Below are 22,367 nucleotides of genomic sequence, written 5' to 3'. Positions count from 1 at the left end.
TCCTGTTGGAGTGAGACCGCTCGCCTGTCACGTGGCGGTCAGGACCCGGCGGGCACCTGCCCGTCGGAGAGCGGGACGAGCGGGGCGATGTCCGCGGCACGCAGGCGCTCGCGGACCGCGGACTCGTCGTCGGGCAGCGCGGCCGCGGCCTCCTCGGCGGCGGCGCGCTCGCGGTACCCGGCCAGCTCCGCGGCGCGCTGCGCGTCGCTCCACCCGAGCACCGGTGCGATGAGGTCGACGATGTGCTCGAGCGCGGCGACGCCCTTGTCCGCGACCTCGTAGTTGAGGCGCGTGCGGTGCATCATCACGTCGTCGAGGTGGAGCGCACCCTCGTGGCTGACGGCGTACACGATCTCCGCGCCGATGTACGCGGGGGCGTCGGGCACGGGGTCGCCGAGCGCGGGGTCCTCGTCGACGAGGTCGAGCAGCTCGCCGAGCAGCGACCCGTACCGGTGCAGCAGGTGGTCCATGCGCCCGCGGTCCCAGCCGTACTTCTGCCCGATGGCCCGGGACCGGCGCTGCAGGACCGCGAGGCCCTCGGCGCCGACGAGCGGGAGCTCGTGCGTGATCGACGGCAGGCTCGTCGCGCGCGAGCCGATCGCGAAGTCGACGGCGTCCTTGGCCATGACCCGGTACGTCGTGAGCTTGCCGCCCGCGATGACCGTGAGGCCGGGCGTGGGTGAGGCGACGGTGTGCTCGCGCGAGACCTTCGCCGACGACGTGCCCGCCTTGGTGCCGGGCTGCAGCAGGGGGCGCAGGCCGGCCCAGGTGCCGATGACGTCCTCGCGCGTGATCGGCCGGGACAGGACCTCGTTGGCGTGCTCGATGACGTAGTCGATGTCCGCGGACGTCGCGACCGGGTGCACGAGGTCCTGCTCCCACGGGGTGTCGGTCGTGCCGATGACCCAGTAGCGCGACCACGGGATGATGAACAGGACCGACTTCTCGGTCTGCAGGATCAGCCCGGTGTCGCCCGCGATGCGGCTGCGCGGAACGACGATGTGGATGCCCTTGCTCGCGAGCACGCGCAGGCCGCCGTCGCTCTTGGCGAGGGACTCCGTCTCCTCGGTCCACACGCCCGTCGCGTTGATGACGTGCCGGGCGCGGACGTCGATGTGGTCGCCGGTCTCGAGGTCGACGAGCTCGGCGCCCGTGACCGCCCCGCCCGACGTGGTCTGGAGCCCGACGACCTGCGTGCGCGACGCGGCGTGCGCGCCGTAGGAGACTGCGGTGCGGATGATCGTGGAGGTGAGCCGGGCGTCGTCGACGCTCGCGTCCCAGTACCGGACGGCGCCGATCGCGGCGTCGTGGCGCAGGTCGGGGAACAGGCGCTCCATGCCCTTGCGGGTCAGGTGCCGGTGCGTGGGCAGCGCGCGCTTGGTCCCGTAGACGGACGCGAGGGTGTCGTAGAGGGCGACGCCGGCGCCGACGTACGCGCGCTCCCAGACGCGGTTCTCGAGCGGGTACAGGAAGCTCACGGGCTTCACGAGGTGCGGCGCGAGGTGGTTGATGAGCAGGTCGCGCTCCGTGAGGGCCTCGCGGACGAGGTGGAAGTCGAGCATCTGCAGGTAGCGCAGGCCGCCGTGCACGAGCTTGCTGGACCGGCTCGACGTGCCGCTGGCCCAGTCCTGGGCCTCGACGACCGCGGTCGAGAGGCCGCGCGAGACGGCGTCGAGCGCGATGCCGGCCCCGGTCACGCCACCGCCGACGACGAGCACGTCGAGCTCCTGGCCGGGTTCCGTGGTGCTCCGCAGGGCGTCGAGCGCGTCGCTGCGGAGCCGTGCCGTCAGTGCTGCAGTCCTCATCGTGCGTCCGACCCCCGGGGTGCTGGTGCGTTCCGTGCGTGCTGTCCGTGCGTGCTGGTCGCGTGCATGGACGCGGACCGTCCGGGAGGTTCCCCCGGCCTCGGTCCGCTCGTTATCGTCGTCACGTGACGAACGAACGCGCAACCGAGATGCACGAACGTGCACATCTCGTCGCGACGGGGGATTCCTTGGCGGACAGCAGGGACGCGCTCGACCGGGAGCAGGACGTGCTGCGGGCCGCGTCGATGTACTACCTGCAGGACCTCAAGATGGAGGTGATCGCGCGCCATCTCGGCACCTCGCGCTCGACGGTCTCCCGGCTGCTCAAGCGCGCCCGCGCGACCGGGCTCGTCGAGATCACGCTGCGCCCCGCGAGCACGCGTGCACCGGGGCTCGGCCGCACGATCGCCGCGACGTTCGGCGTCGACGCCTACGTCGTGCCCGTCCCGGACCAGGCGAGCCACGTCGAGCGGCTCGACCAGGTCGCGCTGACCACCGCGCGCCTGCTCGGCTCGTGGTTCGACTCCGACATGGTGCTGGGCGTCGCCTGGGGCACGACCCTCGCCGCGGTGTCCCGGCGCCTCGTCCCGAAGGCCACCCGCGGCAGCGCCGTCGTGCAGCTCAACGGCGCCGCGAACACGCGCACGTCCGGCGTCGAGTACGCGAGCGACCTCATCTCGAGCTTCGGGTCCGCGTTCGGGGCCACCGTGCACCACTTCTCGGTGCCCGCGTTCTTCGACTACCCCGACACCAAGCAGGCGATGTGGCGCGAGCGGTCGGTGCGGCGCGTGCTCGACGTCCAGGCCCGCGCGGACGTCGCCGTGTTCTCGGTCGGCGCCGTGGCCGGGGCCGTGCCGAGCCACGTGTACTCCGCGGGCTACCTCGAGGACGGCGACATCGACGTGCTGCACCGCGAGGGCGTCGTGGGGGACGTGTGCACGGTGTTCCTGCGCGCGGACGGCACCTGGGAGGACGTGCCCCTCAACGCGCGCGCGACCGGTCCGACCCCGGCCGAGCTCCAGCGGGTCCCGCGGCGCGTGTGCGTCGCGGCCGGGGACAACAAGGTCGTCCCGCTGCTGGCCGCGATCCGGGCGGGCGTCGTGACGGACCTCGTGGTCGACGAGCTCACCGCGACGGCGCTGCTCGCAGCATCCGGCCCAGGCGCCAGGTCGCCGTCAGGGCGAGCGCGCACGCGACGCTGAGCCCGGCGAGCCCCGGCGTGAACGACCCCGTGAGGTCCTTGGTCCAGCCGAGCGCCCACGAGAACGTCACCGCACCGAGGCACGCGCAGCCGTTCGACACACCCGTGAGCAGGCCCGCGCGCGCCGCACCGAGCACACGCACCGGGATCGAGAACAGCGGCCCGAAGTAGAGCTGCATGACGACGTGCGCGACGAGCACGCACGCGACGGTCACGGCCAGGCCGTCGGCCCCCGCGAGCACCGCCAGGGCGGCGCCGAGCACCGCGAGCGAGCCGCCGACGACCACCGCGGGGCGCCCGGTCCGGTCAGCGAGCACCCCACCGAGATAGTTCATGGGTGCCATCAGCAGGCCGCCGACACCCATCACGACCCCCGCGGTACGGAGCGTCGCGCCCCGCTCCTCGACGAGCAGCGTGGGCAGCCAGAAGGTCAGGGTGTTCACCACCCCGAACCGCACGAGCTGCACGACCCCGGCCACCCACAGCACGGGGTGGCGCAGCACGTCGCGCGCGCCCTCGCCCCCCGGCGCCGGCCTCGGCTGCGGGGCGCCCGCGTCGCGCAGCACCCCGTACACCACCGCGAGCACGAGGCCCGCCGCACCGAACAGCGCCAGCACGCCGCGCCACCCCAGCGGCCCCACGAGCAGCGGCCCGACGGCCCCGAGCAGCACGTTCCCGGACACGCCGCCGATCGCGAACACCCCGAGCGCGGTCGACCGGCGCTCCGCCGCGAACAGACCCGTGATCAGCACCATGCCCGGGATGAACACGAGCGCCCGCAACGCCCCCGAGACCGCCTGGTCCACGACCAGGAACGCGTACGACGGCGCGGCCGCGATCCCGAGCGTGCACAGGTTCACGCCGACCGTGCCCACGACGAAGAGCCGGCGCGCCCCCAGGACGTCCGCGAGGTGGCCGGCCGGGACCTGCATGAGCGCGTAGGTGATCATCGCCGCCGCCGCGATGCCACCCGCCTGCGTGAACCCGATGCCGAGGTCCGCGCGGATCAGCGGCAGGAACAGCCCGACCGCCCCGAGCGCGAGGCCGGCGGTGCTCTGGCCCGCGACGAGCAGCGCGATCGCCGCGGCGCGGCGCCCGCCGCGGGCCGTGACCGTGGGGGTGTCCGCACGCGCGGTCATCGGGACATCACGCGGCCATCATCGCCGAGCCGGCGCGTCCGGGCGCAGTCGGGAGCGGACGGGCGCGGTCGGGAGCGGACGGGCGCGGTCGGGAGCGGACGGGCGCGGTCGGGAGCGGTCGGGCGCGACCGCGTGACGACCCGGTCACGACCCGCTCGCGCGCCGGCCGGGCGCCGGTCAGGCGTCGGGGTGCCCGGGTGCGAGCCGACGGTCGGGACGCAGGATCAGCGCCGCGCCGCGTCCGCGACCAGCGCCGACCCGACCGCGCCGGCCGGAGCGCCGAGCAGCGCACCCGCCTCGTCCCCGGGGAGCGCGCTCGCGTACAGCCAGCCCTGCGCGCCCGTGCACCCCATCGACCGCAGGATCGCCGCCTGCTCCTCCGTCTCGACGCACTCCGCGATCACCTCGAGCCCGAGCACGCGGCCCATGTCGAGGATCACGCGCACGAGGTCCCGCGTCGCGGGGGTGCTCGCGAGCTCCCGGACGAACGAGCCGTCGACCTTCATCGCGTGCACGGGTAGCGTCCGCAGCGCCGTGAGGGACGACTGCCCGGTGCCGAAGTCGTCGATGTGCAGCCCGACCCCGAGCGTGTCGAGGGACTCGAGCAGGTCGCGCGCCTCGTCGGGCCGCGAGATCACCACCGACTCGGTGATCTCGAGGACGAGGTGCCCGGCCGGCACGCCGTGCCGTGCGAGCGAGTCCCGGACGGCCGCGACGAGGTCCGGCGCCCAGAACTCGCGGTGCGAGAGGTTCACCGCGACGGTCACGGGCAGGCCGCGGTCCGCGCGCCACCGCGCGACCTGCCGGCACACCTCGTCGAGCACGAGCCGGCCGAGCTGCACGATCGAGCCGTCGTCCTCCATCACGGGCAGGAACGCGCCCGGCAGCAGCAGCCCGCGCTCGGGGTGCTGCCACCGCACGAGCGCCTCGAACGACTCGACGCCCGAGCCGTCGAGCGCGACGACCGGCTGGTAGTGCACCACGAACTCGCCGCGTGCCAGGGCCCCGCGCAGCTCCCCGCGCACCCGCAGCCGGCCCGTGGCGCGCACGTGCATGTCGGGGTCGAAGACCGACGCGGAACCGCGCTGCGTGCCCTTCGCGTGGTACATCGCGGCGTCGGCGTCGCGCAGGACGTCGTCCGCGGCGACGTAGCCGGACGAGGACGTCGCCACCCCGACGCTCGCGGTCACCGCGACGACCTGGCCGCCGAGCTGCACAGGCTCCGCGAGCCGGTCCTGGAGGCGGCGCGCGACCACGAGGACGTCCTCGGGCACCGGGTCGACGAGCAGGACCGCGAACTCGTCGCCCCCGAAGCGCGCGGCCGTGTCGAGCGGGCGCAGCGCGACGCGCAGCCGGTCGGCGACGACGCGGAGCAGCGCGTCGCCCGCGAGGTGACCGAGCGAGTCGTTGACGAGCTTGAACCCGTCGAGGTCGAAGAACAGCACCGCGAACCCGGTGGCCTCCTGCCGGCCCTGGTGCCGCAGCGCGGCGTCGAGCCGGTCGACGAACAGCCGCCGGTTCGGCAGCCCGGTGACGTTGTCGTACAAGGCCTCCTGGCGCAGCTGCTCCTCGAGGTCCTTGCGCGTCTGGATGTCGGAGACCGAGCCGACGACGCGCTGCACCCCGCCGTCGGACGCCACCGCGAGGCAGCGCGTGAGGACCCAGCGCGTCGTGCCGTCCGCTCCCGCGACGCGGTACTCGACCTCGACCGGGGTGCCGGGCTCGGCGACCGCGCGCGTGAGCTCCGCCGCGACCCGGTCCGCGTCCAGCGGGTGCGCGAGGGCGACCCAGGTGTCGAGCGTGACGGCGGCGTCGTCCGTGACGCCCAGCAGCTCCCGGCACCGCTCGGACACGTAGACGCGCCCGTCGCCGGCCTCCCACTCCCACAGCCCGTCCTTGGCGGCGGTCGCGGCGAGCGAGTACCGCTCCTCGCTGCGCCCGAGGTGCTCCAGGAGCGCCTTCTGCTTGAGCGCGACGCCGAGCACCGCCGCCCAGTGGTTGTGCGTCGTGGCCCAGTGCGCGTACGTCGCGGGGTCCGAGCGCGAACCGCGCTCGCACGCGCCGAGCACGCACAGGAAGCCGTGGTCGCCGTTCACGCCGCGGACCGGGACGACGTACAGCACGTCCCCGACGCCCGCGTCGGCCTGCTCGACGAGCGACCGGGGCGGGAACTCCTCGATGCGAGTCGTACCGGACGGCACCTCGTCGAGCCGGCCCTCGGGGTCGAACACCCCGGTCACGCGCAGGACGCCGTCCGCCGGGTCGCCCTCCCACAGCGCCAGGCACGCGACCCGGGCCGACGCCTTGCTCAGCCACCCGAGCCGCTCGGGGTCGCCCGAGGACGTGCTCAGGACCTCGATCCCCACGTCGTACTGCTCGACGATCGACGACGCGAGCCGTTCGGTGCGCTCGAGCGTGACGCCGCGCTCGTGGTCGCGCAGGGCGATCATCGCCCGGGCCCCGGCGCGGCGCAGGAGCCCGGCGGCCGGGTCGCCCCGGCCCGCGGCGTCCGACGCGAGCGCGGCGAAACGGTCGACGACCGCCTCGACGAAGCTCAGCATCGCCTCGGGCGGCGGCGGGGACGGGAAGAGCCGGGCGACGGTCGAGGTCAGGACGTCGTCGAGGGCCGCGAGCGCACCGGGCGCGTCGTCGTCCGGCACCGTCCCCGGTCCGGTCGCCGACCCGAGGTGGCGCACGACCGCGGCGACGACCTCGTCCGCGTCCGCAGCGCCGTGGTCGGCCGCCCCGCCCACGCCCCCGGGGCAGCCGCACGTCGCGCGGGCGACGAACTCCGACGCGACGACGTGCATCCCGTGGTCCGGCTCCCCGCCCAGCTCCGCGAGCAGCAGCTCCGCCGCCCGGGTGCCGAGCGTGCCGATCGCCTGGTGGACGGTCGTCAGGGGCGGGTCGTGCCACCAGCCCTCCTCGACGTCGTCGTACCCGACGACCGCGAGGTCCTCCGGGATCCGCACCCCGCGCTCGCGCAGGGCGGCCGCGAGACCCAGGGCGATCCGGTCCGTGCCCGTGACCACCGCCGTCGCCCCGGACGTCAGGACCGCGTCCGCCGCGAGGCGCCCGCCGGCCTCGACGTGATCGACCGTCGTCACGAGCACCGCGTCGCCCAGCCCGTGCGCCTCGACCCCCGCGCGGTACCCCTCGTACCGCGCGTTGGTGTCCGACTGCGAGAGGTTGCCGACGAACGCGATCCGCCGGTGCCCGTGCCCGGCGAGGTGGCCCACGGCGCCGCGGACGACGTCCCGGTTGTCGGCCACGACCTGCGCCGCGTCGAGGTCGATCTCGCTGCCGACGGTCACGACGGGCGTGCCCGAGGCGATCGCCGACCGGAGCGACGACGCGCTCGCGGCCTGCGCGATCGCGACGATCCCGTCGAAGGACTCCCACCCGATGTGGGGGACGTCGGGGGCCGGTGGCAGCTTCTGCCGCGAGCGCCCGGCGTCGATCGTCTGGACGAGGGTGACGTGCCCGCCCGCAGCGGCGACGACGCGCGTGACGTTCGCCACGACGTCGCCGTAGTAGAACCCCCCGGTGATGGGCGTCAGCACACCGACGTGGATCATGGCGACCTCTGGGCGCTCGACGGGAGCTGCCGGAGGGCGACGTCCGGCGGCGCGGGGCACTGCACCCCCGCACATCGGCACCGCCCGCCCCGACGTGAGGCGTCGGGGTCGACGCCCGCCCAGCCGGCCCACCGGTGCGAGGCGTCGGGGTCGCGATTCGCCCGGCCGACCGGCGGGTGTCCGGATCGCTCGCACGCCCGGCCCACCGGCGCGGCGTCGGTAGGTTGGGGCGCGTGACCGAGCCTGCCCTCCACGTGCGCCCCGCACGCCCTGCCGACGTCCGCGCCATCCGCGGGCTCGTCGAGCCGTACGCGTCCGAGCGGATCCTCCTCGCGAAGGAGTGGGTCGGGTACTACGAGGCCGTGCAGGAGTTCCTCGTCGCCGAGGCGGTCCCGGCTGACGGGGGCACGGCGGCCGCCCGGGGCGTCGAGGTAGCCGGGGACGCGGCGGCCGTCGTCGGGTGCGGCGCGCTGCACGTCATGTGGCAGGACCTCGCCGAGATCCGCACGCTCGCGGTCGACCGGTCCTACCGCGGGCGGGGCGTCGGGCACGCGCTGCTCGACGCGCTCGTCGAGCGGGCCCGCGAGCTCGGGCTGCGGCGGCTGTTCTGCCTGACGTTCGAGGTCGACTTCTTCGCGGCGCACGGCTTCCACGTGATCGACGGCACGCCCGTGACGCCCGACGTGTACGCCGAGCTGCTGCGCTCGCACGACGACGGCGTCGCGGAGTTCCTCGACCTCGCGCGGGTCAAGCCGAACACCCTGGGCAACACGCGCATGCTCGTCGAGCTCGACTGAGCCGCCGCGCGCCCCCGCCGCACGCGGCCGGCGAACGTGCCGGGCGTCGACACCCGCGCCGCACCTGGCTGGCGTCGTCGTCAGTGCGGCAGCCGGTACGTCGGCGGACCGGCGTCCGGGCCGCCCGGGTGCTCGACCGCCGTGACGAGACCGTCCGCGACGAGCCCGTCGACGCAGCGCGCGAGCTGCGTCCGGTCCGGCCACACGGCCTCGACCTCCTCGAGCGGGACGGGCTCGAGCGCCGACCGCAGCAGCGCCATGACCCGCCCGCGCACCTGGCGGTCCGTCCCCGCGAACCCCTGCGTCCGCCGCCGGGACGCGTGCACGTCGGGCGGGTAGCCCGCCGCCCGCCACACGCACAGGTCCGCGACCGGGCACGTGTCGCAGCGCGGGCCCCGCGCGGTGCACACGAGCGCGCCGAGCTCCATCGACGCGGCGGCCCAGCGGGCGGCGGTCGCGTCGTCCGCGGGCACGAGCGACTCGGCGAGGCGCACCTCCGCGACGGTCTGCGAGGGCCCGGGCAGGGCGGCCCCGGCGGCCGTGCGCGCGAGGACGCGGCGCACGTTCGTGTCGAGCACGACCGACCGGCGCCCGTACGCGAACGCCCGCACCGCGGCGGCCGTGTAGCTGCCGACACCCGGGAGGGCGAGCAGCTCCGCCTCGCCGATCGGCACGACGCCGCCGTGGCGGGTCACGACCGTGCGCGCGCACTCCTGGAGCCGCAGCGCCCGGCGGGGGTAGCCCAGCCGGTCCCACGCGCGCAGCACGTCCGCGGTGCTCGCCGCCGCGAGGTCCGCCGGCTCGGGCCACGCGGACATCCACGCGCGCCACGCGGGCTCCACGCGCACCACCGGGGTCTGCTGGAGCATGACCTCGCTGACGAGGACCCCCCACGGGGTGCGGTCCGGTGCCCGCCACGGCAGGTCGCGCGCGTTCTCCGCGAACCATTCGAGCACCCGCGGGACCAGGAGCAGGCCGGGGTCGTGGGTCACGCGGACATCCTCTCCCGGGCGGCGCACCGCTCGGGACGCACAGGCTGGCGGCGCCTGCGCACGACGCGACGGCGACGCCGGGTCCAGCCGGTCGCGAGCGGGGCGGGTGACCTCCGAGGACGGGCGCACGCACGAGCCGGGCGCCGCCGGACCCTGAGCCTCCGCGGACCCGGTGCACGCACGCGGGCACCCCGCAGCGCCTCCGGGCTCCGGATTGTCCGGTTCGCGACGTGCCGGGACCGCTCGACGGCGCACGCCCGTTCCGTCGGTACCGTGGGGGCACCGCGTCCCGACGGACCCCCACTCCGCTCGCCGGGTGCGCGCCGACGGAGGGGTTGGCCCATGGGTGTGCTCAGGCCGGCGGGGCCGCTCCCCGCGCGCGTGTACTGGTTCCGACGGATCGTCGTGGTCGGGATCCCGCTCGTGCTCGTCGCGGTCGTGGTCTGGGCGTTCGCAGCGCGGGGCGGTTCCTCGACCGACGACGGGGCCGGTGCCGACCCCGCCCAGGACGCCGCCCCCGCGACCAGCACCACGGAGCCCCCGGAGGACGACGACGCGACACCGACGGCGTGCGACCCGCAGACGCTCGGCCTCACGCTCACCACGGACGGCACGAGCTACGCCGCCGGCGCGATCCCGACGCTCACGGTCACGCTCACGAACGACGGGACGGCGGCGTGCCTCATCGACGTCGGCGAGGCGCAGCGCGAGATCGTCATCACGTCCGGGACGGACCGCATCTGGTCCAGCCGGGACTGCGCGGCTGCCGAGTCGCAGGGCCGGGAGATCCTGCTCCCGCCGGGGACGGCCGACGCCACCCAGCTGCAGTGGCAGCGCGTGCGCTCCGCCGAGGGCTGCCCGGCCGACCAGCCGGTGGCGCAGCCCGGCACCTACTCCGCCGCGCTCACGCTCGGTCCGATCGCACCGGCCCCCGTGGTGTTCGTGCTGGAGTGACCGCGGCCGCGTCGGTCGCCGCACGGGCCCGGCCTGGCGGGGCGCCGGACGTGGCGGGCGCCGGGCCGGTCAGACGTAGCGGACGCGGGGCCGGTCAGACGTGGGGACGCCGGGCCGGTCAGACGTAGCGCTCGAGGATGCTCGACTCGGCGAGACGCGAGAGTCCCTCACGCACGGCGCGGGCACGCTGCTCGCCGACCCCGTCGACCGCCATGAGGTCGTCGATGCCCGCCGCGAGCAGCTTCTGCAGGCCCCCGAAGTGGCCGACGAGCCGGTCCACGATCGCCACCGGGAGGCGCGGGACCTTGGACAGCAGGCGGTAGCCGCGCGGGCCGACCGCGGCGTCGAGGGTGTCCCCGCCGCCGGGCAGGCCGAGGACCCGCGCGATGTGCGCGAGGTCGAGGAGCTCGGTCGAGTCGAGGTCGGCGAGCGCGGCCTGGACGCCGGCCTCGTCGCGGTCCTTGCGGACGTCGATGTAGTCGCGCGTGACGAGCTCGCGGTCCGAGCCGATCCCGCCGGTCAGCTCGTCGAGCTGGAGCGCGAGCAGGCGCCCGTCGGTGCCGAGCTCGACGACGTAGCCCTCGATCTCCTCGGAGATGCGCCGGACCATCTCGAGGCGCTGCACCACGGCGGAGACGTCGCGCACCGTCACGAGGTCCTCGATCTCGAGCGCCGACAGCGTGCCGCTGACCTCGTCGAGGCGCGACTTGTACCGCTCGAGCGTCGCGAGCGCCTGGTTCGCGCGGGAGAGGATCGTGTTGGAGTCCTCGAGCACGTGCCGCAGGCCGCCGACGTACAGCGCGACGATCCGCATCGACGCCGAGACGGAGATGACGGGGAAGCCGGTCTGCTTCGCGACCCGCTCGGCGGTGCGGTGGCGGGTGCCGGACTCGGTCGTCTCGATGGTCGAGTCGGGCAGCAGCTGGACCGCGGCACGCACGATGTGGGAGACGTCGTGGTCGACGACGATCGCGCCGTCCATCTTCGCGAGCTCGCGCAGGCGGGTCGAGGAGAACTCGACGTCGAGCACGAACCCGCCCGAGCAGATCGACTCGACCGTGGCGTCGTGACCGAGCACGATCAGCGCCCCGGTGCGACCCCGGAGGATGCGCTCGAGCCCGTCGCGCAGCTCGCCGCCCGGCGCGACCGCGGCGAGCGTGGTCCGCAGGAGGTCGTCCGGCGCGGGAGTGGTGGGCACGCGCGCGATCCTACGCGGCCCGGGTGGTGAGGGGGTGAAGGCCACGCGTGGGGCGGGTGCGTGCGGTCGGGTGACGGCGCGCGCCGACGCGGACGGACCGGTCGGTTCCGTTACCGACGCCCCGGCGACGGCTGTCCGGGTTGCGCCGCTGGGGTGGGTTGCGCCGCTGGGGTGGGTTGCGCCGCTGGGGTGGGCTGCACCGCTGGGGTGGGCTGCGCTGCTGGGGTGCGCTGCGCTGCTGGGGTGGGCTGCGCTGCTGGGGTGGGCTGCGCCGCCGGGGTGGGCTGCGCCGCTGGGGTGCGCTGCGCCCCCGCGGTGGGCTGCGCCGCCGGGCTGCGTGGCGACGCCGGGGTGCGGTGCGGCCGGCACGGGACGCGGAGCCGCGGCGGTCGGCTTGGCCCCCTGCAGGCTCACGTGCGGCGGTCTCCCGCGACGCCCGTGGCCCGGACGGCCTCCGCGAGGTCCGCGACCTCGAGCAGCTCGATGCCCGCGGGGGCCGTGCCGGGCTCGATCGACCCGGCGGGGACGACCGCCCGGACGAAGCCGAGCCGGGCCGCCTCGGAGAGCCGGCGCAGCACACCGGTGACGGGCCGCAGCTCGCCCGCCAGGCCGACCTCGCCGAGCGCGACGAGTCCCCGGGGGAGCGCGACGTTCTCGCGGGAGCTCGCGGTCGCGAGGGCCAGCGCGAGGTCGGCGGACGGCTCGACGACCCGGGCGCCCCCGACGGTCGACACGTAGACGTCCTGGTCGGCGAGCCGAGCACCGACGCGTCGCTGGAGCACCGCGAGGACCATCGCGAGCCGGCTCGCGTCGACCCCGCTCGTGGTGCGGCGCGGGTTCGCGAGCATGCTCGGTGCGACGAGTGCCTGGATCTCCGTCGCGAGCGGGCGGCGCCCCTCGAGCGTCACGGTCACGCAGGTGCCGGGCACGTGGTGGCGCTCGTGCGAGACGAACAGCCCGCTCGGGTCCGCGAGCCCGACGATGCCGGACTCCGACAGGTCGAAGCAGCCGACCTCGTCCGTGGGGCCGAAGCGGTTCTTCGTCGCGCGCAGGAGACGCAGGCGCGAGTGGCGGTCGCCCTCGAACTGGCACACGACGTCGACGAGGTGCTCGAGCGTGCGGGGGCCGGCGACCGAGCCGTCCTTGGTGACGTGGCCGACGAGCACGACCGGCAGGTCCCGCTCCTTCGCGGCCGCGATGAGCGCCGCCGCGACCTCGCGGACCTGGCTCACGCCGCCCGCGGTGCCCTCGACCGCAGCGGACGCGATGGTCTGCACCGAGTCGAGCACGAGCAGGTCGGGCGCCACGTGCTCGATGTGCCCGAGCACGGTGCCCAGGTCCGTCTCGGCGGCGAGCAGCAGCCCGGGGTCGAGCGCGCCGATGCGCTCGGCGCGCAGCCGCACCTGCCCGGCCGACTCCTCGCCGGTCACGTAGAGGACCCGGCGCCCCGAGGGCTCGCCGGCGGCACCTGTCCGCTCGCCCCCGGCACCCGTCCGCTCGCCCCCGGCACCCGTCCGCCCGCCCCCGGCACCCGTCCGCCCCGCCCCGGCTCCCGGTCCGTCAGCCCCGGGCCCCTCGGTGCCGCGCGCGACCCGGCACGCCACGTCGAGCAGCAGGGTCGACTTGCCCACCCCCGGCTCCCCGGCGAGCAGCACCACGGCGCCCGGCACGAGCCCGCCGCCGAGCACGCGGTCGAGCTCGTCGACGCCGGTCGGCCGGGCGCGGCTCGCCTCGACGTCGATCTCCGCGATGGGACGTGCGGGGTTGCGCGCCGGTGACACGACCGGCGTGCGCGGCGCACCGCCGCCCGGTCCGGCGTCCTCCGCGACGCTGCCCCACGCCTGGCACTCCCCGCACCGCCCGGCCCACTTGGACGTGGTCCAGCCGCACTCCGAGCACCGGTACCCAGGCCGGGTCGTACGGGAGGACCGCCCGGCGGTCGACGTGCCGGCGGAGCCGGACGCGGTGCGCCGGACGGTCGAGGAGGTCATGGTCGGCACGCTAGACGCCACCACCCACACACCCTCCCGGCGCGCCGCTGAGGGCCACCGCGGGGCGACGCCGGCGGCGGCGGTGCGCCGGCCGCCGCGGACGCGCCAGTAGGCTGCCGTGCGAACCGACCTGCGCCACGCCGCGGGGCCGATCGCGCACCAGGGGAGACGTCCATGAGCCACACCGGACCCAGCGGCGAGCCGCGGCGGAACCTGCCGCAGCCGCCGCCGTCGTCCACCGGCTGGGCCGCGCCCGCCTCCGCCCCTGGGCACCCCGCGGGCGGGACGCCGGGTGCGCCGCCCGCGGAGGGCGTCGCCCCGCTCGGACCGAACGACCCGGGGCCCGGGGCCGACGCGGACGCGCGCCGCCGGAAGCTGCTCCTGATCGGCGCCGCCGTGGTCGCGGTGCTCGTGCTCGCGGGCGTGCTGATCGCGGTGCTCACCGGTGGTGACGACGAGCCGGGCGCCGCGCCCGCCGCGGAGACCGTGACGCTCGCGTCCCCGACCCCGACCGCGCAGCCCGTCGCCCGGACGTCGACCACGGCGTTCGCCGCGGCGCTGCCGCTCTCGGTGCTCCAGTACGCGCTCGCGTCGTCGGGCCCCGAGGACGCGTGGACGGCCGCAGGTGCGCTCGAGGCGTTGACCGAGACGTACACGGACGGCGGGACGGCGCAGGTGGTCGTGCAGTCCGGTCAGTGGGAGACCCCCGAGGAGGCCGCCGCGCAGCTCGCGGCGCTGGCCACGGCGCTCCCCGCCGGGATCCCCGCGGACGCGTCGGCGAGCCCGTCGCCCGGTGCGACGTCCGCCCCGGTGACGCTCCCGCAGACCGGTGAGGTCGTGGTCGACGGCCAGCCCGTCGGCACCTTCACGATCGTCGACGCGGGGGACGGCTCGGGCGTCGCGCTCTGGTCCAACGGCACGACGGTCTTCCGGGCGACCGGGCCCGTCGACCAGATCCGGGACGTGTACGCGGCGTTCCCGCTCTGACCCACGGCCCGCGACGCACGAACCAGGACCTCGGACCCCGGACCCCGACCCGCGGCGCCCCGCCCCGGACCCGACCCGCGGCGCACGGCCCCGGACCCCGACCCGCGGCGCACGACCCCGGACCCCGACCCGCGGCGCACGACCGGGGCGCCGGTCCCGTGCGGACCGACGCCCCGGAGGGACGTGCCGAGAGGGGTCAGCGCGCCTCGACGGTGTCGAGGACGTGCTCGCCCTCGTTGAGGTAGACGTTGAAGCCGCGCACGTCGTCGAGCATCGCCGTGCACTCCGCGGTGAGCGTCGTCAGGTCGAAGACCAGCGCGTCCTCGCCGGTCCGCGGCTCCGAGGTCCACCCGGCCTCGGCCGTCTCGCACCACTGCCAGCTGCCCCCGAGCTTGAGCGCGAGCTTCGGGTTGACGCCGGCCGTCTCGACGACGTCCATCCGGATCTCGGTGCGCCCGGTGAGGTCGGCGAGCGGGGCGTCGACCCCGAACCAGCCGCCGCCGGCCGGGCTCGTGACGGCGAGCCGCCCCGCGTCCGCCGCGACGGGTCCCGCGCCGGTCCAGCCCTGGGTGCCGTCCTCGAAGTCGAACAGCGGGACCGACTCCACGGGTGGGGCGGGCAGCCGGTCGTAGCGGTGGAGGAAGGCCGCGAGCTCGCCGCGGTCGACGTTCCCGGTCGGCTTGAACCGGTCGTACGGGTACCCGGGCATGATCCCGGTGCTCGCCGCCCACTCGATCGCCGCCCACTCGTCGCGGGTCGGGCGGACGTCCGTGAACGTCTGGGTGCCGGGCTCGGGCACCTCGTCGGTGCCGCGCAGCGCGTACAGCGCGGCGGCGACGCCCTCGCGGGCCACCGTGTTCCCGGGGCGGAACTTGGTGTACCCGTCGCCGCGCACGAGGCCCAGGGACGCCGCCCACTCGATCGCCTCGAACGCCGGGTGGGTGGTCGGGACGTCCGTGAAGGTGGGCGTCGCGGGCGCGGTGAACTCCGGGTCGACGAGCGCGTGCAGGAACGTCGCGAGCGTCTCGCGCGTCACCTTGGCCGAGGGCCGGTAGGTCCCGTCGGGCCAGCTCGTGGCGATCCCGGCCCGCTTGGCCCAGGCGATCTCCGCGAAGTACGGGTGGTCGGCGTCGACGTCCGTGAACCCGGACGAGGCGGTGCCGGTCGCGCGGACCTCGTCGAAGACGATGCTGCCGGACCTCGTCCCGGCGGCGGGCTCCTCGTTGACGTACACGTTGAACTGCGTGATCTTGGCCAGCTCGTCGTGCGTGAGCCGCCGGTCGGCGTTCGACGTGTCCCACGGTGCGGGGCGCCAGTCCTCGAACGGGATCGTGACGACCTGCGCCTGAGTCCCGGCGAGCGACGGGTACGCCTCGAAGGAGACGCCGTCGGCGACGAGCTGGAGGACCATGCGGTTGCCCGAGCCGTCGGGGCGGACCCAGATCGACAGGTCCGAGAACCGGGTCCAGTCGCCCGAGAACTTCTTGATGATCCCGGTGTACGTCTGCGACGTGAAGTCGTAGTCGAGCCGGAGCGCCTTCTCGCCGCCGCCGACCTCACCGGTCTCGAGCGAGATGGTGTTGACCCCCGCGGTCGAGAACTCGGCGCGCAGGGCCTCGTCGTCGCCGTAGCCCTCGAAGTCGTCGACCACGCCGGGCGGGAGCACCGGGCGCGCGCCGAGGATGACCGTCGAGCTCGCGGTCAGCGGCTCGGAGCCGGCGACCTCGACCGTCACGTGCACGGTGTGCGTGCTGTTGTCGAGCTGCTCGGCCGTGAGCGTCCACGCCGCCGAGAGGTAGCCCTCGTCGTCGAGCGCGAGCGGGTGGCGCGTGGCGTCGCCGTCCACCGTGAACCACGCGTCGGTCGCCTCGCCGCCCACGAGCTTCGCCCGGACCACCGCGGGGGAGGCGGTGATCCGCTGGCCGGCCGCCGGGGTCACGACGTGCGCGAACGGCGCGTGCTCGGTCGTCTCGACCGTCCGCCCGTAGACGTCGGCGAGGTCGAGGTCGTCCGCGAAGAAGCTGAACGGGTCGGCCTCGAACGCCTGGAAGTCGGGCAGCATCTCGTGCGCCGGAAGGTCGCCCGTCGCGGGGTACGGGATCGCCGGGCGGAGCGGGTCGAAGTTCGCCCAGGTCGGCATGTACGCGCTGCGGGACGCCTTCGGGTCGGCCTCGATCGCGTCGAGCAGGTCCGTGAACCAGTGCAGGTTGACGCCCTCGCCGTTGGCGCGGAGCTTGCCGCCCGTGGGCCCGAACTCGGTGAACGCGGAGATCTTGCCCTTCGCGTCGGCGAGGTCCGCGATCATCGCGAGGTCCTGGACCACGCCGTCCAGCCACGCGCTGCTGTCGGCCGTGGCGCTGCCGTCGTAGTTGTCGTAGCCGAGGATGTCGACGTACGCGTCGCCGGGGTAGGTGCGCAGGTAGACGTCGTCGACGCCGCCGAAGCTCCCGCCCGGGGAGTACGCGTAGAGGAAGTTGCTGACGCCCTTGGTGTCGCGCAGGTACTCGACGGTGTACCGCCAGAGCTCGACGAACTCGCCCGGGGTCGCGTGCGCGGCGCCCCACCAGAACCAGGAGCCGGCGTTCTCGTGCCAGGGCCGGAAGATGATCGGGATGAGCTCGCCGTCGGCGTCGCGCGTCCGGTCCGCGAGCGCGGCGATGTCGTCGAGGTACGCGTTCAGCTCGGCGTGCTTCGGGCCGCCGGGCAGGATCGCCGTGACGGTGCTCCCCTCGGTGTCGTAGAAGTCGCCGCCCGTGACGAAGTTGTTCATGTGGGCGCTGATGGTGTTGATGCCGCCGAACGCGTGCGCCTTCTCCATGTAGTCGGCGAAGACCGCGATGTTCTGCTCGACGGGGGCGCCCAGCACGCCGGGCTTCTCGCGTCCCTCGAGGATGAGCGTGTCCCACCCGAAGACGGCCGGGAAGTCGCCGACGGCGGCCTCGACGTCGGACCTCGTGCCGTCGGGCAGGTCGCCGACCGTCACGCCGAACGACGTCGTGTGCTGGTGGCCGAACAGGATGCCTTCGCCGCGCACGTCGCGCAGGAACGAGAAGAGCGACCGCGTCTCGGCGGTGGCGCCGGGGTCGACGACGGTCGCGGTCTCCGCGACGGGTACGGCCGGGGCGGCGTGCACGGCCTGGGCCGGGAGCGTCGCCGTCAGACCGCCGACGGCCGCGGCGGCGACCGCTGCCGTCAGGGCGCGCGCGCGGCGCGCCAGGGTCGGGTTCCTCATTGAACCTCCAGGTGGTCACCGCACCGGGCGCACGCGCGGTGCGGCCTCGCGGACGAGGCTTTGTCAAGTTACGGAACAAAGTGCGCCCTGACGAGGGTGCGGCGGTGGCGAAACGTTTCGGACCGCACCCGCGCACGGGCGGGTTCCGCCGTCGGGCGCTCCCCGCGAGCGGTCAGGCGCCCGCGACGCCCGTCCGGCGCCGGGTCGTGCGCACGCGCACGAGCACGAGGCCGGCGACCAGCAGACCCGTGGCCGCCCCGGCGAGCGCGGGTACCGACGCCCCTGTGCTGGGCAGACCGGTGACCGCCCCTCCTGAGCTCGCCGTGACGATGACCGTGGCGTCCCACCAGACGGCCCTGCCGTCGAGCACACCCAGCAGGCGCACCGCGCGCGGTCCCGGCGACGAGCCGGCCGGGACGCTCGCCTCGGCCGTGGCGCCGGACGACAGGTCCTGCACGACGGGTGTCGCGACGCCGTCGACGCACGCGACGGCCCAGAGGGTGTCGTACTCGTTGAACCCGCCGACCTGACCGACGGCGTCGACCAGCCCGAGCGGCAGGGTCCCCCCAGGTGCCACGGTGCCGGGAAGGACCAGCCGCCCCGAGGGCGCCGCCTCGGCGGGGAGCGCGCACACCGCGCTCGAACCGGGGACCGGTACGTGACCGGGCGAGACCGTGAGGGTCGTGCTCAGCTGCACGCGCGTGCCCGGGGTGCCGGGCGGCACCGGACCGTCGATGAAGTAGACGCTCAGGGGGTACGCGCCGGCGGGGGCCCCCGCGGGCACGTCGACGAGGAACAGGGCCGGCTCCCGCGGTGCCATGACCTCGGCGGCCCCCTGCGGCGCCCACGGGGTGCAGCTCATGAACGTCTCGCCCGAGCCGCCCCCCACCAGCCCCGTCGGCCACCGCGCGAACCCGGTCAGGATCGCGAGGGCGGGCACGCCCGGCCGCACCGTCGCGGTGTCGGGCGTGAGGATGCCGTCGGTCGAGGCAGGGAGCACCTCCGCGCAGCTCTGCACCTCGGCGGCCCCGGACGCGGGCCCGGCGAGGCACGCCGCAGCGGCCAGTGCGACGCCCCCGAGGAGCACCGATCCGAGTCCGCGCCGCACGAACGTGCGCATCCCGCCACGCTAGCGCGCGCAGCACCCCAGCTCCGGCGGCCGACGAAACCGTGCCCGCACGCGCAGCGGTCCGCGCGCCGCACGGCACACCACCGCGCGCCGCACCGTCACCGCGCTGCCGGCCTGAGCTCCGCCGCGTCACCGCGCTGCCCGCCACTGCAGCCCGCGTCACCCTCCGCGACGGGCAGCTCCACCGTGAACGCCGTGCGGCCCGGCCGGCTCTCCACCACGATCGCCCCGCCGTGCGCGCTCACCACCGCGTGCGCGATCGCGAGCCCCAGGCCCGTCGACGAGCCGCTCGCCCGGTTCCGCGACGCGTCGCCCCGCGTGAACCGCTGGAACAGCCGGGGGAGCAGCTCGGGCGCGATGCCGGGCCCGTCGTCCTGCACACGCACCGTCACGTGCTCGGCGTCGGCGCGCACCCGCACGTCGACCGTCGTGCCCGGGGGCGTGTGCACGCGCGCGTTCGCGAGCAGGTTGACCAGCACCTGACGCAGGCGGTGGTCGTCGCCGCGCACGAGCGGGGGGTGCTCGGGGTCGTCGTCCACGTCGAGGTGCCACACGTGGCCCGGCGCCGCGACGTGGGCGTCGGCGACCGCGTCGAGCGCGAGCGCCGTCAGGTCGACCTCCGCGCGCTCGAGCTCACGCCCGGCGTCGAGCCGCGCGAGCAGCAGGAGGTCCTCGACGAGCGCCGTCATGCGCAGCGCCTCGGACTCCACGCGCTGGACGGCCCGCACCGCGTCGACGGGCAGCGGTTCGGGCGAGCGGCGCACGAGCTCGGCGTACCCGCGGATCGAGGCGAGCGGGGTCCGCAGCTCGTGGCTCGCGTCCGCGACGAACTGCCGCACCTGGGTCTCGGACTCCTGACGCGCCGCCAGCGACGACTCCACGTGCCCGAGCAGGCGGTTCAGCGCCGCGCCGACCTGCCCCACCTCGGTCGCCGGGTCGGTGTCCTGCGCCGGCACGCGGTCCGCGAGGACGACCTCGCCGCGGTCGAGCGGGAGCTCGGCGACACGCGTCGCGGTCGCCGCGACCCGGTGCAGCGGGCGCAGCTCACGCCGCACCAGCACCGTGCCGACCGCCGCGGCGACACCCAGCGCGGCGACGGCGACCACGACCTCGACGACGACGTACCCGGTCACCGTGCTCGTGGTGGTCGCCGTCGGCAGCCCGGTCACCACCAGCTCGCCGCGGGAGTCCGTCGTCGCGACGACCCGGTAGGTCCCGAGACCGTCGACCTCGACCGTGCGCGGGACGGAGTCGGCGGGCGTCGACGCGAGCTCGGCGGTCTGGGCGGGCGTCAACCGGCGGAACGTGCCGCCGTCGTCGACGTACCCGGCCGTGACGTCGCCGTCGACGGTGCCGAGGTTCACGGTGCCGACGTCCTGACCGGGGCCGCGCAGCGCGAACGGGACGCGCCGGCCGTCGGGCTCGGAGCCCGCGCCGTCACCCGCCGCGCCGCCCGGCCGCGGACCCGGTGCGTCCGCGGCCCGTGCGCTCGCGGACTCGAGGCGCGCGTCGATCTGGTCGAGCAGCGTCCCGCGCAGTGCGAGCGTCGAGACGACACCCATGACCCCCGCGACGAGCGCGAGCAGACCCACGAGCACCGCGACGAGGCGCCGCCCGAGGGTCCAGCGGCGGGGCGACCCCGTCACGGAGCCGGCTTGAGCACGTACCCGGCGCCGCGCAGCGTGTGGATCATCGGCTCGTGCCCGGCGTCGATCTTGCGCCGCAGGTAGGAGACGTACAGCTCGACGATGTTGGCCTGGCCGCCGAAGTCGTACTGCCACACACGGTCGAGGATCTGCGCCTTGGACAGCACCCGGCGCGGGTTGCGCATGAAGTAGCGGAGCAGCTCGAACTCGGTCGCGGTCAGCCGGATGTCCCGGCCCGCCCGGGACACCTCGTGGCTGTCCTCGTCGAGGCGCAGGTCCCCGACGACGAGCACGGCCTCCTCACGCTGGTTGACGGCGCCGGCCCGGCGCAGCAGCGCCCGCAGCCGGGCCACGACCTCCTCGAGGCTGAACGGCTTCGTCACGTAGTCGTCGCCGCCCGCGGTGAGCCCCGCGACGCGGTCCTCGACGGCGTCCTTCGCGGTGAGGAACAGCACCGGGACGTACGGGTGCGACGCGCGGATGCGGCGCAGGACCTCGAGGCCCGAGAGGTCGGGCAGCATGATGTCGAGCAGGATCACGTCGGGCTCGAGGCGGCGCGCGTCGGCGATCGCGGCCTGCCCGGTCAGCGCGGACTGGACCTGCCAGCCCTCGTAGCGCAGCGCGGTCGAGAGGAGCTCGGCGAGCATGGGCTCGTCGTCGACGACGAGGGCGCGCACCGCGGTCCCGTCGGCACGGGTCAGGTGGTCGCGCTGGGGCGTCGTGATCGTCATGCGTGCAGCGTCACCCGGGAACCTGGGCCACCTCTGGTCGCTGCCTGTGAACCTCCTGTGACCACCCCTGGGCAGCGGCCGGTCCTGCCGCGGAGCGCAGGTCGACGCGGACGGGCGCGACCGGGGCGCACGGCCCGCCGGTCAGCGCGAGCGCGCCGCGGAAGCCGGGCGGCAGCGGGACGTCGTGCAGCGTGAGGTCGTGCACGGCGAGGCCGCGCGGCGTGAGGTCGTGCACGGCGAGGCCGCGCGACGTGGGGTCGGGCAGCGCGGAGCCGGGCAGCGCGACGTCGGGCTGGCCGAGTGGTCCCGCCACGGCCGGCGCACCCGCGTCGAGGAGCGTCGCCCGGTGGCCCGGCGCGGACACCGTGAGCGTGGTCATCCGCACCGCGTGGCCCGTGCCGGCGCACTTGAGGACGGCCTCCTTGCGGCACCAGTACGTCAGGAGCCCCGCGTCGTCGAGCGGCGCGCCAGGGTCCTCGTGGCGCGCCGCCTCCGCGAGCGACAGCACGCGCGCGGCGAGCCCGGCGGTGACGCGGCGCACGCGCTCGGCGTCCACGCCCACGCGGCCCGTGGGGTGCACCGCGACGACGGCCAGCCCGGCCGAGTGGGTGATCGACAGGTCGAGGGTGCTCCCCGTGACCGACGGCCGGCCCCGCGACGCCCCGGGCGGCAGCGCCAGCGGGACCTCGCGCGCCGAGCACCCGAGCACCTCCGCGACGAGCAGGCGCGCGAGGGCCCGGCCGGAGGCGAACCGGTCACGTGCCGGTGCGGAGCGGGTCCGCGCCAGCCGGCCCCGCTCCGCAGCGCTCAGCACGGGGAGGGCGACGTGCGCGGGCACCGTCCGGGCCCACGCGACGCGCACGGACGTGGGGTCCGGCTCCAGGAGACCCACGCCCGACGGCCCCGCGTCAGCCCGGCCCGCGTCGGACCGCGCCGCGTCGGACCGCGCCGCGACGGCTCGCCCCGCGTCGCACCGCGCCGCGACGG

At 75.7% G+C, this 22,367-nt stretch carries 15 protein-coding genes; 4 read left to right on the top strand and 11 right to left on the bottom strand.

All coding sequences use genetic code 11. The features are described 5' to 3' along the window. Positions 1–38: 38 nt before the first annotated feature. Positions 39–1,805, bottom strand: coding sequence for a glycerol-3-phosphate dehydrogenase/oxidase (locus tag ACWFNE_RS09650; RefSeq protein WP_452122202.1), 1,767 nt, complete (start codon positions 1,803–1,805; stop codon positions 39–41). A gap of 149 nt (positions 1,806–1,954) precedes the next feature. Between ACWFNE_RS09650 and ACWFNE_RS09645 the strand changes: the two genes are divergently transcribed. Continuing rightward, positions 1,955–3,007, top strand: a complete 1,053-nt coding sequence (locus tag ACWFNE_RS09645; RefSeq protein WP_452122375.1) for a sugar-binding transcriptional regulator — start codon at positions 1,955–1,957, stop codon at positions 3,005–3,007. On the opposite strand, the gene ACWFNE_RS09640 is transcribed toward ACWFNE_RS09645, so the two are convergent. After that, positions 2,931–4,145: an MFS transporter gene (locus ACWFNE_RS09640; protein WP_452122201.1), complete on the bottom strand. Its 1,215-nt coding sequence runs from the start codon at positions 4,143–4,145 to the stop codon at positions 2,931–2,933. The two genes, ACWFNE_RS09645 and ACWFNE_RS09640, sit on opposite strands and share 77 nt — an antisense overlap. Positions 4,146–4,369: 224 nt before the next feature. Continuing rightward, a complete protein-coding gene (locus ACWFNE_RS09635; RefSeq protein WP_452122200.1) occupies positions 4,370–7,723 on the bottom strand; it encodes an EAL domain-containing protein in 3,354 nt (1,117 codons plus the stop codon). Between the two features lie 233 nt (positions 7,724–7,956). Between ACWFNE_RS09635 and ACWFNE_RS09630 the strand changes: the two genes are divergently transcribed. Continuing rightward, positions 7,957–8,520: an amino-acid N-acetyltransferase gene (locus ACWFNE_RS09630; protein WP_452122199.1), complete on the top strand. Its 564-nt coding sequence runs from the start codon at positions 7,957–7,959 to the stop codon at positions 8,518–8,520. An 80-nt stretch (positions 8,521–8,600) separates the two neighbouring features. Here the strand turns inward: ACWFNE_RS09630 and ACWFNE_RS09625 are convergent, their stop codons facing one another. Continuing rightward, positions 8,601–9,512: an A/G-specific adenine glycosylase gene (locus tag ACWFNE_RS09625; protein ID WP_452122198.1), complete on the bottom strand. Its 912-nt coding sequence runs from the start codon at positions 9,510–9,512 to the stop codon at positions 8,601–8,603. Between the two features lie 342 nt (positions 9,513–9,854). Between ACWFNE_RS09625 and ACWFNE_RS09620 the strand changes: the two genes are divergently transcribed. Then, entirely contained in the window at positions 9,855–10,466 is a 612-nt protein-coding gene (locus ACWFNE_RS09620; RefSeq protein ID WP_452122197.1) for a hypothetical protein, read from the top strand. A gap of 118 nt (positions 10,467–10,584) precedes the next feature. On the opposite strand, the gene disA is transcribed toward ACWFNE_RS09620, so the two are convergent. Then, a complete protein-coding gene (disA, locus tag ACWFNE_RS09615) occupies positions 10,585–11,664 on the bottom strand; it encodes a DNA integrity scanning diadenylate cyclase DisA (protein WP_452122196.1) in 1,080 nt (359 codons plus the stop codon). 410 nt (positions 11,665–12,074) lie between these two features. Then, on the bottom strand, positions 12,075–13,655 hold the full coding sequence (locus ACWFNE_RS09610; RefSeq protein WP_452122195.1) for a DNA repair protein RadA: 1,581 nt from the start codon (positions 13,653–13,655) through the stop codon (positions 12,075–12,077). Positions 13,656–13,829: 174 nt separating this feature from the next. On the opposite strand from ACWFNE_RS09610, the gene ACWFNE_RS09605 reads away from it, so the two are divergent. Beyond that, a complete protein-coding gene (locus ACWFNE_RS09605) occupies positions 13,830–14,642 on the top strand; it encodes a hypothetical protein (protein WP_452122194.1) in 813 nt (270 codons plus the stop codon). 196 nt (positions 14,643–14,838) lie between these two features. Here the strand turns inward: ACWFNE_RS09605 and ACWFNE_RS09600 are convergent, their stop codons facing one another. The 5 genes from ACWFNE_RS09600 to ACWFNE_RS09580 all read right to left on the bottom strand — a co-directional run bounded on the left by ACWFNE_RS09600 (position 14,839) and on the right by ACWFNE_RS09580 (position 22,272). Continuing rightward, complete coding sequence (locus ACWFNE_RS09600; RefSeq protein ID WP_452122193.1) at positions 14,839–17,874, bottom strand: glycosyl hydrolase; 3,036 nt, start codon at positions 17,872–17,874, stop codon at positions 14,839–14,841. A 172-nt stretch (positions 17,875–18,046) separates the two neighbouring features. Further along, entirely contained in the window at positions 18,047–18,994 is a 948-nt protein-coding gene (locus ACWFNE_RS09595; protein WP_452122192.1) for a hypothetical protein, read from the bottom strand. A 107-nt stretch (positions 18,995–19,101) separates the two neighbouring features. Beyond that, positions 19,102–20,649, bottom strand: coding sequence for a sensor histidine kinase (locus ACWFNE_RS09590; protein ID WP_452122191.1), 1,548 nt, complete (start codon positions 20,647–20,649; stop codon positions 19,102–19,104). Continuing rightward, positions 20,646–21,380 (bottom strand): response regulator transcription factor, encoded by a 735-nt coding sequence (locus ACWFNE_RS09585; RefSeq protein WP_452122190.1) that lies wholly within the window; start codon positions 21,378–21,380, stop codon positions 20,646–20,648. Before ACWFNE_RS09585 ends, ACWFNE_RS09590 begins: the two co-directional genes overlap by 4 nt. A 10-nt stretch (positions 21,381–21,390) precedes the next feature. After that, positions 21,391–22,272 carry a 4'-phosphopantetheinyl transferase family protein gene (locus ACWFNE_RS09580; RefSeq protein ID WP_452122189.1) on the bottom strand — a complete coding sequence of 294 codons (882 nt, stop codon included), beginning with the start codon at positions 22,270–22,272 and terminating at the stop codon, positions 21,391–21,393. Positions 22,273–22,367: the final 95 nt, after the last annotated feature.

The sequence above is a fragment of the Cellulomonas sp. NPDC055163 genome (assembly GCF_053607065.1).
The sequence above is the reverse complement of the archived record's forward strand: the minus strand, read 5'-3'. Positions and strand labels throughout refer to the sequence as shown.